This is a genomic window from Mesorhizobium sp. M0408, assembly GCF_040321495.1.
GTDB lineage: Bacteria > Pseudomonadota > Alphaproteobacteria > Rhizobiales > Rhizobiaceae > Mesorhizobium.
In genome coordinates this window covers 55,065-67,918 of sequence record NZ_JAMYRO010000023.1, presented here as the reverse complement: position 1 = coordinate 67,918, position 12,854 = coordinate 55,065, and the positions used below count along the sequence as shown (strand labels likewise).

The window sequence follows — 12,854 nt, the reverse complement described above, 5'->3', positions numbered from 1 at the left end:
GGAATAGATATCCCAAAGAAAGAGTGTTTCCGTTGAATCTAAATTCGAAGAAAATAGCTATTATAGGACTGGGCTACGTCGGGTTGCCACTTGCCGTAGCATTCGGGAGGACCCGTGAGGTGGTCGGCTTTGACATCAACGAAGCTAGAGTTGTTTCGTTGAAGAGAGGCGAGGACGTGACATTGGAGACAGAGAAGGAGGAAATGAGACTTGCCTCCGGTTTGACCTTCACCACTTCCGTGGCCGATCTTAAGGCCTGTGGCATATTCATTGTCACTGTGCCTACGCCGATTGATAAGGCCAACAGGCCCGACTTGAAGCCGCTGATTTTGGCTTCAAGGACCGTTGGAGAGTCGCTCTCGCCTGGAGCAGTTGTCATTTTTGAATCGACGGTCTATCCGGGCTGCACCGAAGAGGTTTGCGCCCCATTGATCGAACAGGCATCAGGTCTCCGATTCAACCGGGACTTCTTCATAGGATACAGCCCTGAACGAATTAATCCAGGTGACCGAGAGCACCGGCTGCAAACCATTGTCAAGGTGACTAGTGGGTCCACTCCTGAAGCAGCAAAGGCCATTGATGAGTTGTACGCCTCAATTGTGCCAGCAGGAACGCATCTTGCGAGTAGCATTGCGGTGGCTGAAGCTGCCAAAGTGATCGAGAACACGCAGCGCGACTTGAACATTGCGTTGATGAATGAGCTTTCTTTGATTTTCGGCAAGCTCGGAATTGATACATTGGAGGTGTTGGATGCCGCAGCCACCAAGTGGAATTTCTTACGGTTCACCCCGGGCCTAGTTGGCGGTCACTGCATCGGCGTAGATCCCTACTATCTCACCCACAAGGCGCAAGAACTCGGTTACCATCCAGAAGTCATACTCGCAGGCCGTCGAATCAACGACGGCATGGGAAAACACGCAGCGGACCAGACAGCCCGCCTGATGATGCGCAAAGGAATACCCGTCGTCGGCAGCCGAGTTCTTGTGATGGGCGCAGCCTTCAAGGAAAATTGCCCGGATTTGCGAAATTCCAAGGTCGCCGACCTAGTCGCACAATTGAAGGAATATAATGCCCAGGTTGACCTCTGGGACCCCTGGGTCGATCCGCAGGAATGTGCTCGAGAACTCGGCGTGCTTAGTGTTAAGGACAGTCCCGCGGGGTCTTATGACGGCGTGATTGTGGCGGTGGGGCACAGGCAATTTCGCGCGCTGGGGGCTGCCGGTCTACAAGCGCTTCGCAAGACCCCAAGTGTCATTTACGACATCAAGGGCCTGTTTCCCAAGGAAATTACGGATGGACGCTTCTGATGAAAATTTTGGTGACCGGCACAGCTGGGTTTATCGGCTATCACGTATCGAAGCGTTTGCTGGAGCGCGGTGATGAGGTGGTTGGAATAGACAGCGTCAACAGCTACTATGACCCCGAAATCAAGGAAGCGAGATTGCGGTTGCTGGACGAAGCGAACCGCAGAACTAATTCTGGCTTTCATTTCATCCGCGGCAATCTGGCTGAAAAGGGCGTGGTGGACGCCTGCTTTGCTGATCATGCATTTGATCGCGTGATCCATCTCGCCGCCCAGGCTGGGGTTCGCTACAGCCTCGAGAATCCACACGCCTACGTGGAAAGCAACATCATCGCGTACACCAACATACTTGAGGCGTGCCGCGCCAGTCGTGTGGCCCATCTGACATATGCAAGTACCTCAAGTGTCTATGGGGCGAATACCAATATGCCTTTTTCCGAGCATCACCCGGCCGACCATCCGCTGCAGTTCTATGCGGCGACGAAGCGTGCGAACGAGTTGATGGCGCACAGCTATAGCCACCTGTTCGGCTTGCCCACCACCGCGCTGCGCTTCTTCACCGTCTATGGTCCTTGGGGCCGCCCGGACATGGCGCTTTTCCTGTTCACTAAAAGTATCCTTGCCGGGGAGCCGATCAAATTATTCAACAACGGCAACCATACACGCGACTTCACTTACGTCGAGGACATTGCTGAGGGCGTTATTCGTGCAAGCGACCAGCCTGCAGCTCCGAATCCCGACTGGAACTCAGCTGATCCGGACCCGGCAACCAGCAGCGCACCCTGGCGGATTCTTAATATCGGAAACAGCACACCCGTGCCGCTGTATGAGTATGTTCGCGCGTTGGAAGATGCCTTGAAAATTAGGGCGATTACAGAACTCCATCCGTTGCAGCCTGGTGACGTTCCGGACACGTTCGCCGATGTCTCAGAGATATCTAGTACGCTTGGCTACAAACCAACGACTAGCGTAAAGGATGGCGTAGCAAGGTTCGTCGCGTGGTATAGAGAATACTACTCCATATAATAAACGCGTCCCTTGACACGTAATACATCATGAAGAGGGAGACGAATGGGAATTGCAAGGCGGTTCATAAATTTCAACGTCAAGGTCTGCCGATGGATAGACGGAGTCTTGCCTATCGCGTTGCGGCGGGACGGAAACGAGTATTTCCTTTCCCAGATGTTGCCGGGAGCATTTTCACACGGTTCACTTATCTATGATCTTGGAGGCGGCTCTGAACCGTGCGTCAGTTTGGAAGATAAGATGCGGATGAATTTGAAAGTTGTGGGTATCGACATAAGTGCTGAGGAACTAGCCGCGGCTCCAAGCGGAATATACGATGAAACGATAGCCGCCGACTTATGCCAATACTCTGGGAGAGGAGATGCCGACTCTGTTGTTTGTCAGGCCACACTCGAACATGTGTACGACACGGCGAAAGCCATTAGAGGTATTGCAAGTGTCGTCAAGCCAGGAGGCAGAGTGTTTATCTTTGCACCGTGTCGGAACGCGCTCTTTGCCCGTATTAATTTGATTCTTCCGGAGTCGATAAAGAAGAAGGTACTCTTTGCAATTTTCCCCAAAAAAGGCGAAGGGCACGATGGGTTCAGGGCCTACTATGATAAATGCGTCCCGAGCCTTATAGAGAAATTAGCATTGCAGAATGGTCTGAGTGTCGAGAAGCGTAAGGTCTTTTGGATTAGTTCGTATTTCACCTTTTTCGTGCCATTTTACATATTGTGGAGGGCATGGCAGCTGGTTGCATTTGCGCTGCTCGGCAAGGATGCCGGTGAGACGTTTGCTTATATTCTAAGGCGAAATGTGGGCGGCGGGGCTGGTGCGCGCCAGGAGTCGGTTTAGGATATTTGGATCTGGTGCCAGAGAGAATTGTGTGATGCGTAGGGCCTTGTTCGTCGTCCCGATCGATCGAGCGGGCGGCGCCGAGAGGGTTGTTTCGCTGCTGGCAAAAGAACTGTCCTTAATGGATGATTGGGACGTCGAGATTGCGGTTTTGGCCGGACCAACGCCGTCATTCTTCGGAGGGCACGTTGGCACAGCGCGGGTGAGCTATGGTGTAGGGGGAGGTCATCTTGGGAGTGAGTGGGGCCTGCTCGCGAGGCTTCGCAGATCCCGCTACGACTTGGTGTTTTCGTCACACATACGGATGAATGCGTTTCTGGCCGCCTGCCACCGAGTTGGTTGGCTTCGCTGTAAACGGTTTGTCACGCGAGAATCCACAATCTTCGCCAAGAGATATGGAGGTCTTAGATTGGCGGCATATCGAGCTCTCTACTCTGTCTACGGCAGTCAAGCTTTAATCATTGCCCAGACCGGGGAAATGAAGGCGGCGCTAGAGAACGTGACGCCTCGCAGAGCATTTGATCGTGTTACGGTGCTTGGCAATCCGATTGACGCTATAGAAGTTACTTCGATGGCCGAGCAGTCGATCGCCACGGATTTTGAAGAAAGAACTACTAACACGCCCTACATAGTATGGTGTGGAAGGATGATCGAGGTAAAGAGGCCGCTCTTAGCAATAGATACGCTGCACGAAATCGTGAGAACGACCGGGAAAAAAGTAGTGCTCGTAATGATTGGATCGGGTCCTCTCCGGGCCGAGGCTGAAGGGTACGCCGCCTCACTAGGACTCTCGGATCAGGTGGTGTTTGCTGGGCAGCTTCAGAACCCGTTTCCTATAATGAAGGGCGCCCATTACGGCCTGTTGACCTCTTCGCACGAGGGGTTTCCCAACGTCTTGATCGAGATGATGGCATGTGGGGTGAAACGAATTGTAACCACCCCTTGTTCTGGAGATCTTGACACTTTGGCCGGAGTCGTGGTCGCGGACTCTTCCAAGGAATCTCTTGCAAAAGCTCTCCTTGAGGACCACGACGCGCTGAAAACATTGGAAGCCTATCACGCGGCGATATCGAGGCGCTCCGTGAAACAGTATCTCTCATATGTAGTCCAAGGGGAAAGTCCATTCCAAGCTAAATACCCTGACCAAGCAGGTATAGCCTAGGTAAGAAATTTCACTTCTTTCATGGAATTGGAGAACTACGTGTGGAAAACGATGCTTCGACTTGTCGAGGCGATTGTTATAAGATCAGCTCCCGGCGTACTTAACCTGATCACGCTCTTGCTGATAGGTAAATGGATGCCGGCCACGGACTATGGCGCTTATAGTACCGTAGTCGCCACGTCGGGCCTGGTATCCAGCGTGGCGTTCGGTCCGTTCGCGTTCGCCATAGTCTCGCAGCATGCCAAGATCGCCGCCGAAGGCAAGATCAAGGAATACGAGTCGTCGCTTGTTTCACTAAGTGCGCTTGTATCTCTAGTACTAGCTGTACTTGTATCTGTGCCGGCATATTTTGGATTGGTGCCGTGGACATTTATAGCGCCATTCGTAGCGTTTGGGTTCTATACAACCGTTCAGGAAATATTGCACGCGCGCCTCTCTCTTTGGCTTTACGGTACGGCATCTCTCGCCCAGTCTATAGCTTACATCCTATTGGCTTGGGTGATCGTCAGACCAAATCCAACGCCATCGATGGCTCTTATCGCCTTTTCAGCAAGTTACGCAGTGGCAGCGGGAATTTCTCTTTTGCTCTCCCGGCCGGCGATCTCATTACTGCCGAGATTCTCTGTCGTCATGGAGACGCTGAGAGTTGGGGGAACTTATACGTTGAGCACTATAGCAGAGCAATGTCTCTATCTAGGCATGCGCTATCTTCTATTGTGGTTTGGTACTGCGCAGCACCTTGGAATATTTTCGTTTTCGGTCGATTTGGCACAGAGGGTCGTGGGCTTTATAATAAATGCGTCATCCTTTATAACGGTCCCGAACGCGTTTAAGCACGCTTCGAAAGGGGATACTTCAGAGTTTCGACGAACGTTAATGGGAGGAGCAGCGATGGCCGCATTGTGCTCTTTTGTCGCTCTTACTGGAATTATGGCTTTTTATGAGACCGGATATTTTACCGCCCTTTCTAGTGATCTTTTTAGCCCGCTCTCCTTCGTTATAGTGTCAATTGCAATCATGCTAAACCGGACCAAGAAAATGGCAGTCGACCCAATTGCCATCAACAACCGACGTCCCCTCTCTATAGCCCTCGGATATGTGCTTGGGATCCCCGTCATGATTGTGTCTTTCGCGGGCTTGACAGGCTTTGGAATTTCGCTGGGTTTTGAATTGTCATACTTTTTCGCATACTGCGCATCAACTCTAATGACATTGCTACTGGTTAGACACCAGAGCTGGGCAACAGGAAGGATCTGTGAATGAAGCTCGCGCCGTACATACAAGAGGCTGTGCTCGGAATTCGTGCTAGAGTGAACAGAGCGGTTGACGCACGGTGGAACAACGCCCCTTTCGGAACCGCGCCACATGCCACTAGGGAGCAATACCTTGGCTGGTACCAGCAAGCACAAAAGCAGGAGTACCATGAGATTGATCGGCTCGAGAAGGACTTGGGTTACGCGATTGATCGGCAATGGCTTGATGAGCTTGCGCTTCATACGCAAATCGTAAAAAAGAAATCCGACCTAGCCTACCCTCATGGGAGGCTGCTGTACGCTTTGATGCGCGATATGCTCAGCAATTCGGGTCTAGATTTCACAACCGTGCTCGAGACAGGTACAGCTCGCGGATTTTCGGCACTTTGCATGAGCAAGGCGATGGCTGACCACGGGGTTGCTGGCCGGATCGTTACGCTGGACGTCTTGCCTCACCTGAAACGGCAGATCTGGAATTGCATCGACGACCATGACGGACCGAAATCTCGTGCCGAGATCCTGCAGCCGTGGGCTGACCTGGCTCGAAACGTTTTGTTTTTACAGGGGGACACCTTGGACCTCTTGCCCAAAGTGGGCTTGGATCGCATCAATTTTGCGTTCCTTGATGCCCAGCATATCGAAAGCAGCGTTATGCAAGAATTTGAGCTGGTTTCGGCGCGGCAGGAGAAAGGCGACATGATCGTTTTTGACGATGTGACCAGCAAGCTATTTCCTGGCGTCGTTAAGGCAGTTGATAGAATTGAGAACTCTGGATTGTACAATGTCAAACGCCTAGTAATTTCTGACAGCCGTGCTTATGCATGGGCGCAACGAATTTGAGCTCGGTGCTTCTGAAGGGCCGCGTTGCGCCCCTTGCGTTTAAGAGAGACCTATCAGCGTTGAGATTTGAGAACGGGTGGGCCGAATGAAAGGTCAAAACCTGATCATTAGTGTGAATTTGGCTTGGAATATCGTCAATTTCCGTGCGGGGTTAGTTCGTGCGCTGATCGCGGCGGGATATAGGGTTACGGTCGTCGCTGTTGCCGATGGTTATGAGAATCGGGTCGTCGAACTTGGTTGTGATTTTATACCCGTGAAAATGGCGGAACATGGAACATCGCCGTTAGAAGACATCAAGCTGATGTTCCAGTACTACAAGATATTTAAAGTTTTGCGGCCGGATGCAATATTAAGTTTTACCATAAAGCCGAACATATTTGGTAGTTTGGCTGCTAACTGGTTGTCTATCCCGGTCATAAACAACGTACCAGGACTGGGCTCTGCCTTCTCTGGTAACGGGTTAGTCAAGCTTGTAGTGGAGCGGCTTTATCGAATTTCCTTCCGCAGAGCAGTTAAGGTCATATTCCAGAACGAGCAGGACCGTGAGCTCTTTTCCGACAGGCGGTTAGTCGAGCCAAAGAAGGCGCTGGTTGTCCCAGGCTCTGGCATCGATCTTTCGCATTTCCAAAACTCGAGGAGATCGACAAATGACAATTCAGCTGAGGGATTGACATTCATTTTCGTAGGGAGGCTTCTCCGAGAGAAGGGTGTTGTAGAATTTGTCGAAGCTGCGCGGCTTGTAAAGCGTTTGCGGCCGACTTTGCGGTTTCAGATACTAGGATTTGTTGCAGAAGGGAGCAAGGCGGTAACACACGCGGAGCTGGTAGCTTGGCAAGAAGCTGGAATCATTGAATATCTCGGATCCTCGGATGACGTCAGGCCGTTTGTTCAAAATGCTGACTGCGTTGTACTGCCGTCATTCTACAGAGAAGGAACACCCAGGAGCCTGCTTGAGGCTGCGGCCCTCAGCAGACCCATAATCACTACTGATTGGGTTGGTTGTCGGGACGTGGTGGATGATGGTGTCAATGGCTATCTCTGCAGAGTAAAGGATCATACCCATCTTGCTGAACAAATAATGAAATTTATTGCTCTCAGTCCAGCGCAGAGAATAATTATGGGAGTTGCAGGTCGTGCGAAAGTAGAGCGGCAGTTTGATGAGAAAATTGTGGTGCGGCGGTACATTGATATTCTTCGGACGTGCCATAACGATGTTGGCGGCTCTTTCGATGGCGAGCCGCAAGAGCCATAAAGATGACAGCGCGTGTGCCGCTGAACTTCTATACATGAGGATTCGTCTGCTTGGTTTCCTGAAACTGCTGCATTAGCTGCAGGTGGCTGGGGCGCCGCAGTCTTTAGGTCCTGAAACTGCCGCACCCGGTGCGCCGAATGAGGGATGAAGTTGGAGCCGCAACTTTTCTGCTGGGGTCGCCTGCACTGTGAACTGGGTTGGAGCGGAGGAGCGGAGCGTGGTAAGGCCTGTTCAAACGAACGACGCGGGTGGGAATGCGTGCATCAAGCGCAGGCCCCGACCCGCAAAGCTGTCGGTGCGATAATGTCCTGAAGGTTCTGCAAAAAGTTATGGAGAGAGAACGGTGCCACGTTCTGTAGGTCAAGACGGGCCTTACAGAATTGCTGGCCGAGTAGATTGCTTGGCCGCGGGCAGTCGGGCCTTAAGCCGTATCATAGCTGCGATACTTAGATCGACGCCCCACATGATCCATGGCATACGATCTCACGAGATCCGCGTTCAGGAGCAGCTTCCTACTATGGTTCCAGATACAAGCCCCATTCTAAGTTTCTGCATCGCGACGTTTAATCGCCGCGAAATGGCAAGCGCGTTGGTGCGCGATATTTTGGCAAGTGACCAGCCTGTCGAAGTTTGCATCCATGTGGATGGCTCAACCGACGGAACTTTGGAAGAACTGCTTTCGATTGAAGACTCTCGTTTGACTGTTACTTCAGGAACGAATTCCGGAAGTGCGGGGTCGAGGCGAGTGGCCATTTCCAAGGCTAAGGGCAAATTTATCGCAATTTACGATGACGACGATCAGATCATCGGCCAAAATATCCCGAACATAATTAACCATTTGATTGCCTGCACGGATAAAAGTCTATGCGGAATTGTTGTACACTACAAGGAGGCGGACGGGCGCCTCCACGGAAGTCCGTTCGTACGAAGACGAACAAACTTTCTTCAGATGCGGTTCGACGACCATGTAAAAGGAGACAAGCGTGAAATTGTGCGCTCGGAAATTCTAAAACCAGTGGTGGAGAAATACTATAAGGGAGCTCGGCGGGTACCCACTTCTCTCCTCTGGTATAAAGTGGCCCTTGATTATGACGTTATGTGTGTCGATCAGACAATTGGGGTCAAGTGTTACTTGCCGGGAGGGCTTACCTCGGCCATTGACAGCGTGAAAAAGGGCAGCCCGTGGCCGATGTTAAGGCACAAAATGACGATCGTCGCAGGTTTTCTTTTTCGGCGGCACAGGTCGCTCAGGGCTGCGGGAAGGTCTCTACTGTCTAGCGTGTTCTATTGCGCTTTTGCATTCCGGCAGGTCATGACTAACGGAAAGTAGACCGAGATATTTCTCAGCCGCCCAAATGTTATCCCACTGACCCCCACTGAACTTTCATCCAGCGGCGACTAGAGCCGGCAAGACCGACACCGGCCGCATTTGGACCTATGTCAGGGATGACCGGCCGTTCGGCGGGCAATCGCCGCCGGCGGCACTCTACTATGCCTCGCGCGATCGGCGGCAGGAACGTAAGCGCGTAGCTGATGCCGTTTAGCGCTGGTAGTTCCAAGGCATGAGCGCCTCGATATCGCTGTTTGGCCAGCCATTGGCGATGCGCTCGAGGGTCTGGGTGAGCCAGGCGTGCGGATCGACCTGGTTCATCTTGGCGGTGGTCAGCAGCGTGGCGATGGTGGCCCATGTCCGTCCGCCGCCGTCGCTGCCAGCGAAGAGGCTGTTCTTTCGGGTAATTGTCTGTGGCCGGATGGCGCGCTCGACGGTGTTGGAGTCGATTTCGATGCGGCCGTCGGTGAGGAAGCGCTCCAGCGCGGCACGCCGGCCGAGCGCATAGCGGATCGCCTCGGCGGGCGTCGATTTTCCCGACAGCTTCGGCAGCTCCTTTTCCCACAGCGCAAAGAGAGCGGCAACGAGGGCGGCGGATTTCTCCTGACGCGCAGCTATCCGAAGTACCGGATCCTGGCCGCGCACGGCCTCCTCGGCGGCCCACAGCGGGGCCATCTGCGCCACCGTCTGCGAGGCAATAACGGAGGAGCCTGCGGCATGCAGTTCGTAGAACTTGCGCCGCACGTGCGACCAGCACGCCGCCAGCATCACACCGTCATTGCCCCGATCGGATCGGGCCAGCCGGTTATAGGCGGCGTATCCGTCGACCTGCAGGATGCCGCGATAGCCGTCCAGATGGCGGGCGACACATTCGCCGGCACGGCTGTCTTCGAAGCGGTAGGCGACGATGGGCGGTCCGCTGCCGCCGAACGGCCGATCATCGCGCAGATAGGTCCACAGGTAGGCCGTCTTGGCCTTGCCCGATCCTGAGGCCAGCGTTGGCAGGGTGGTCTCATCGGCAAAGACCCGCTCACCTGCTTGATGCGGGTCAGTGCGTAATCGGCGAGCGGCTCGAGCTCGAAGCCGACCTTGCCCATCCACTGCGCCATCTGTGACCGGTCGATCTCGACCTGATCGCGGGCATAGATCGCTTCCTGGCGGTAGAGCGGCAGGCCATCGGCGTATCTCGACACTGCGATCTGCGCCAGCAGCGCTTCGGTCGGAATGCCACTTTCGATGATGCGGGCGGGTGCGGCTGCCTGGATGACGCCGTCCCAACCCTTGTAGGCATATTTGGGGCGACGCGTGACGATCACCCGGAACTTCGCCGGGGTGACATCGAGCCGCTCGGAGACGTCCTCGCCAATCAGGATCTTTGCCAGCCTTTCGCAGCCAGCAGGCGTTTCGGGCTCGATAACCACCTCGACCCGTTCGAGATGGGCCGCAAAGCCTTTGCGAGGACGCGGAGCGCGCTTCGCTTTCGAGCCGCCCGCAGACTTCTCCATCTGCGCTTCGATGGCCGCCACGCCGGTTTCGATCTCGTCGAAGACCAGCGCATACTGCTCCTCGCTCAGCGCGCCGGTCCGCAACCTTTCGGAGCGGCTGCCGAAGCGCGCCCGCTCCAGCATCTTCACGACCGCCGTCAGCCGTGCGATCCGCTCATCGGCGCTCTTGTTGACCAGCTCGAGATGGAGATTGCGCTCCTCCAGAAGGGCGGCCTTTTCAGCCATGGCAATAACCATCGCCTTGGGCGTGTCAACGTCGTCCGGGAGCGCGAGTTCGGGTGCCGACATGGCCAAAATCAGAGCATATTCGCGGGCAATTTTCCCGTGTTTTCAGCTCCCTGATTCATCATGCCGCAGGGTTTTACCCAACCGATTGCGGCCGCCTGACGGTCTCCGTTCGAACCCGTTTCCAGTCCATTCCGTCAACCAGAGCCATGAGCTGAGCATGATTGAGCTGGACCCGGTGGTGGCCGATCCGCGGCCAGCAGAACTTCGCGTCGTCCAGTCGCTTGGCATAAAGACACACGCCGCTGCCGTCCCACCAGACGATCTTGATCCTGTCCGCTCGTTTGGCGCGGAAGACATAAAGCGCGCCGTTGAACGGATCCGAACCGGCATCGCGCACCAGTGCCAGAAGGCCGTCAGGACCTTTTCTAAAATCGACGGGATGACTGGCGACCAATACCTTCACGCCGGCCGGGATCATGCCTGGCGGACCGCCCGGATAATCTTGGTCAAATGATCCTGGCCGACGTCGGCGCCGGCCCGAATGACCACTTCGCCCAAACAGATCTCCACTGTCGAAGACGCCGCTTGGGTGACCTCGACAAAGCCAAGCCGATCCGCATCTCGCTGCGGCGTGACCGCACCGCTCTTGATCGCCTTGCTCCGCCAGCCGAACAGCTGGGCTGGCGCCATCCCCGCTTGTCTGGCGATGGCCGACACATTCGCGCCCGGCTTCAGTGTCGCCTCGATTAGCCGCGACTTCGCCTCCGCCGACCAGCGTCGCCGCGGACGTTGCGGGCTTGCCTCCAGCCGGTTCGGGACCGCCTCAAGGACATGGAAACTTCTATCATCAGGCATAGGCGCAGACATAGAAATTGACACTGCAAGCTCCTCGGCTCCTTGCTTCAGTGTCACTATCTCTCGCTCATCACCTCAAGCCGCGCCAGATGGGGTCAGCTTGGCGCTTACGGTCAGCTTGGCGCTTACGCAGGAACATCCCGAGCGCCATCTCAAATCGTTCACCGGCATTCTGCAGGCGGACGCGTATAGCGGCTACAATCCGCTCTTCAAGGCAGATCGTGGCTCTGGTCCGCTGACCCAAGCGCTGTGGTGGGTGCATGCGCGCCGCAAGTTCTTCGTGCTCGCCGGCATCGCCACCACTGCCAAGCGCGGCAAGGATGCCGCGCCGATCTCCCCGATCGCGTTCGAGGCTGTCAAACGAATGGACCTGCTGTTTGATATCGAGCGCGACATCAACGGTCTTGCCGCCGACGAACGCCTGCAACGACGCAGTAGGAAAGCCGGCCGATCGCAGAGGCGCTTGAGGAATGGATCCGGAGCGAGCGGGCAAAATTGTCCCGAAGCTCTCCGGTTGCTGAGCCAATCGACTATGTGCTGAAGCGCTGGGACGGCCCTTCCTAAGCGACAGCCGGATTTGTCTGACCAACAACGCCGCCGAACGTGCGCAGCGCGGCTTTGCCCTCGGCAGGAAAGCTTGGCTGTTCGCAGGCTCCGATCGCGGTGCCGATAGGGCCGCCTTCATGGCGACGCTGATCAACACCACCAAGCTCAACGACGTCGATCCGCAGGCCTGGCTGGCCGATGTCCTCGCCCGCGTCGCCGACACGCCGATCACACCGCTCAAGGGCTTGCTTCCCTGGAATTGGAGCCCATTGACGATCGCAGCAGCTAAAGCTGCCTGAGCTGGCCCATTGGGCTCAACATGCAAACCAGATCGTTGAGGCCGCCAGATGGGATATCGCAATTCCGCTCTTTACACTCTCAAACATGTGGCCGAGATGCTCGAAGAGGACGAAGGCTTTTTGCGCGATTGCTCGATTGTGATGTTCTCGGAAGACGGTTGCCTACGCGCCTACGACGGCTATCCCGCAATCGAATTAAACAAAACTATCGTCGTCTTCACCGAAGACGGCATCGACAACCTTCGGCAAATCGTCGACGAGCGCAGGGCTAAGGCCTCCGCCCAAACCTGCCGCGGGAAATCTCCTGAGACCGTAGCCACCGCGGCCCTCGCCGTGTGGATGCACTGCAACGGCGACGGTCGAGCGCCCACCCGTCGCTTTCGCTCACCGAACGAAAGCGCTCTTTGAAGCCTCGTGG

General features: G+C 55.1%; 11 protein-coding genes and 3 pseudogenes. 10 read left to right on the top strand and 4 right to left on the bottom strand.

What is annotated here, in order from left to right:
• The first annotated feature begins 32 nt into the window (after positions 1-32).
• The 7 genes from NKI67_RS24405 (at position 33) to NKI67_RS24375 (ending at position 7,673) form a co-directional block, all read left to right on the top strand.
• Positions 33-1,307, top strand: coding sequence for a nucleotide sugar dehydrogenase (locus NKI67_RS24405; RefSeq protein ID WP_352647325.1), 1,275 nt, complete (start codon positions 33-35; stop codon positions 1,305-1,307).
• Entirely contained in the window at positions 1,307-2,329 is a 1,023-nt protein-coding gene (locus tag NKI67_RS24400; protein WP_352647322.1) for an NAD-dependent epimerase, read from the top strand. The genes NKI67_RS24405 and NKI67_RS24400 overlap by 1 nt, the downstream gene beginning before the upstream one ends.
• A gap of 45 nt (positions 2,330-2,374) precedes the next feature.
• Positions 2,375-3,166 carry a class I SAM-dependent methyltransferase gene (locus NKI67_RS24395; RefSeq protein WP_352647320.1) on the top strand — a complete coding sequence of 264 codons (792 nt, stop codon included), beginning with the start codon at positions 2,375-2,377 and terminating at the stop codon, positions 3,164-3,166.
• 34 nt (positions 3,167-3,200) lie between these two features.
• Positions 3,201-4,328 (top strand): glycosyltransferase, encoded by a 1,128-nt coding sequence (locus tag NKI67_RS24390; protein ID WP_352647370.1) that lies wholly within the window; start codon positions 3,201-3,203, stop codon positions 4,326-4,328.
• 39 nt (positions 4,329-4,367) lie between these two features.
• Positions 4,368-5,591, top strand: a complete 1,224-nt coding sequence (locus NKI67_RS24385) for a polysaccharide biosynthesis protein (protein ID WP_352647318.1) — start codon at positions 4,368-4,370, stop codon at positions 5,589-5,591.
• On the top strand, positions 5,588-6,421 hold the full coding sequence (locus NKI67_RS24380) for an O-methyltransferase (RefSeq protein ID WP_352647316.1): 834 nt from the start codon (positions 5,588-5,590) through the stop codon (positions 6,419-6,421). Before NKI67_RS24385 ends, NKI67_RS24380 begins: the two co-directional genes overlap by 4 nt.
• Positions 6,422-6,506: 85 nt before the next feature.
• Positions 6,507-7,673 carry a glycosyltransferase family 4 protein gene (locus NKI67_RS24375; RefSeq protein ID WP_352647314.1) on the top strand — a complete coding sequence of 389 codons (1,167 nt, stop codon included), beginning with the start codon at positions 6,507-6,509 and terminating at the stop codon, positions 7,671-7,673.
• Between the two features lie 263 nt (positions 7,674-7,936).
• Here NKI67_RS24375 and NKI67_RS24370 read toward each other — a convergent pair.
• Positions 7,937-8,098, bottom strand: a pseudogene (locus NKI67_RS24370) (hypothetical protein); the annotation flags it as partial.
• Positions 8,099-8,136: 38 nt separating this feature from the next.
• On the opposite strand from NKI67_RS24370, the gene NKI67_RS24365 reads away from it, so the two are divergent.
• The gene (locus tag NKI67_RS24365; RefSeq protein ID WP_352647312.1) at positions 8,137-9,003 is read left to right on the top strand and encodes a glycosyltransferase family 2 protein; all 867 of its coding nucleotides are present in this window, start codon (positions 8,137-8,139) and stop codon (positions 9,001-9,003) included.
• A gap of 210 nt (positions 9,004-9,213) precedes the next feature.
• Here the strand turns inward: NKI67_RS24365 and tnpC (NKI67_RS24360) are convergent.
• The 3 genes and pseudogenes from tnpC (NKI67_RS24360) to NKI67_RS24350 form a co-directional block, all read right to left on the bottom strand.
• Positions 9,214-10,796, bottom strand: a pseudogene (gene tnpC / locus NKI67_RS24360) (IS66 family transposase).
• 73 nt (positions 10,797-10,869) lie between these two features.
• Positions 10,870-11,214 (bottom strand): IS66 family insertion sequence element accessory protein TnpB, encoded by a 345-nt coding sequence (gene tnpB, locus NKI67_RS24355; protein WP_096453731.1) that lies wholly within the window; start codon positions 11,212-11,214, stop codon positions 10,870-10,872.
• Complete coding sequence (locus NKI67_RS24350; RefSeq protein WP_352647310.1) at positions 11,211-11,591, bottom strand: transposase; 381 nt, start codon at positions 11,589-11,591, stop codon at positions 11,211-11,213. Before NKI67_RS24350 ends, tnpB begins: the two co-directional genes overlap by 4 nt.
• 133 nt (positions 11,592-11,724) lie before the next feature.
• Between NKI67_RS24350 and tnpC (NKI67_RS24345) the strand changes: the two are divergent.
• Both tnpC (NKI67_RS24345) and NKI67_RS24340 read left to right on the top strand, forming a co-directional pair.
• Positions 11,725-12,436 (top strand): annotated as a pseudogene (tnpC, locus tag NKI67_RS24345) (IS66 family transposase); the annotation flags it as partial.
• Positions 12,437-12,484: 48 nt separating this feature from the next.
• Positions 12,485-12,844 carry a hypothetical protein gene (locus tag NKI67_RS24340; RefSeq protein WP_352647309.1) on the top strand — a complete coding sequence of 120 codons (360 nt, stop codon included), beginning with the start codon at positions 12,485-12,487 and terminating at the stop codon, positions 12,842-12,844.
• Positions 12,845-12,854 lie beyond the last annotated feature (10 nt).

Bases quoted from the DNA above. Each gene is read 5' to 3' on its own strand.
- tnpB (WP_096453731.1), bottom strand. From the start codon at position 11,214: ATGATCCCGGCCGGCGTGAAGGTATTGGTCGCCAGTCATCCCGTCGAT.
- NKI67_RS24375 (WP_352647314.1), top strand. From the start codon at position 6,507: ATGAAAGGTCAAAACCTGATCATTAGTGTGAATTTGGCTTGGAATATC.
- NKI67_RS24390 (WP_352647370.1), top strand. From the start codon at position 3,201: ATGCGTAGGGCCTTGTTCGTCGTCCCGATCGATCGAGCGGGCGGCGCC.
- NKI67_RS24365 (WP_352647312.1), top strand. From the start codon at position 8,137: ATGATCCATGGCATACGATCTCACGAGATCCGCGTTCAGGAGCAGCTT.
- NKI67_RS24380 (WP_352647316.1), top strand. From the start codon at position 5,588: ATGAAGCTCGCGCCGTACATACAAGAGGCTGTGCTCGGAATTCGTGCT.
- NKI67_RS24350 (WP_352647310.1), bottom strand. From the start codon at position 11,591: ATGCCTGATGATAGAAGTTTCCATGTCCTTGAGGCGGTCCCGAACCGG.
- NKI67_RS24395 (WP_352647320.1), top strand. From the start codon at position 2,375: ATGGGAATTGCAAGGCGGTTCATAAATTTCAACGTCAAGGTCTGCCGA.
- NKI67_RS24340 (WP_352647309.1), top strand. From the start codon at position 12,485: ATGGGATATCGCAATTCCGCTCTTTACACTCTCAAACATGTGGCCGAG.
- NKI67_RS24400 (WP_352647322.1), top strand. From the start codon at position 1,307: ATGAAAATTTTGGTGACCGGCACAGCTGGGTTTATCGGCTATCACGTA.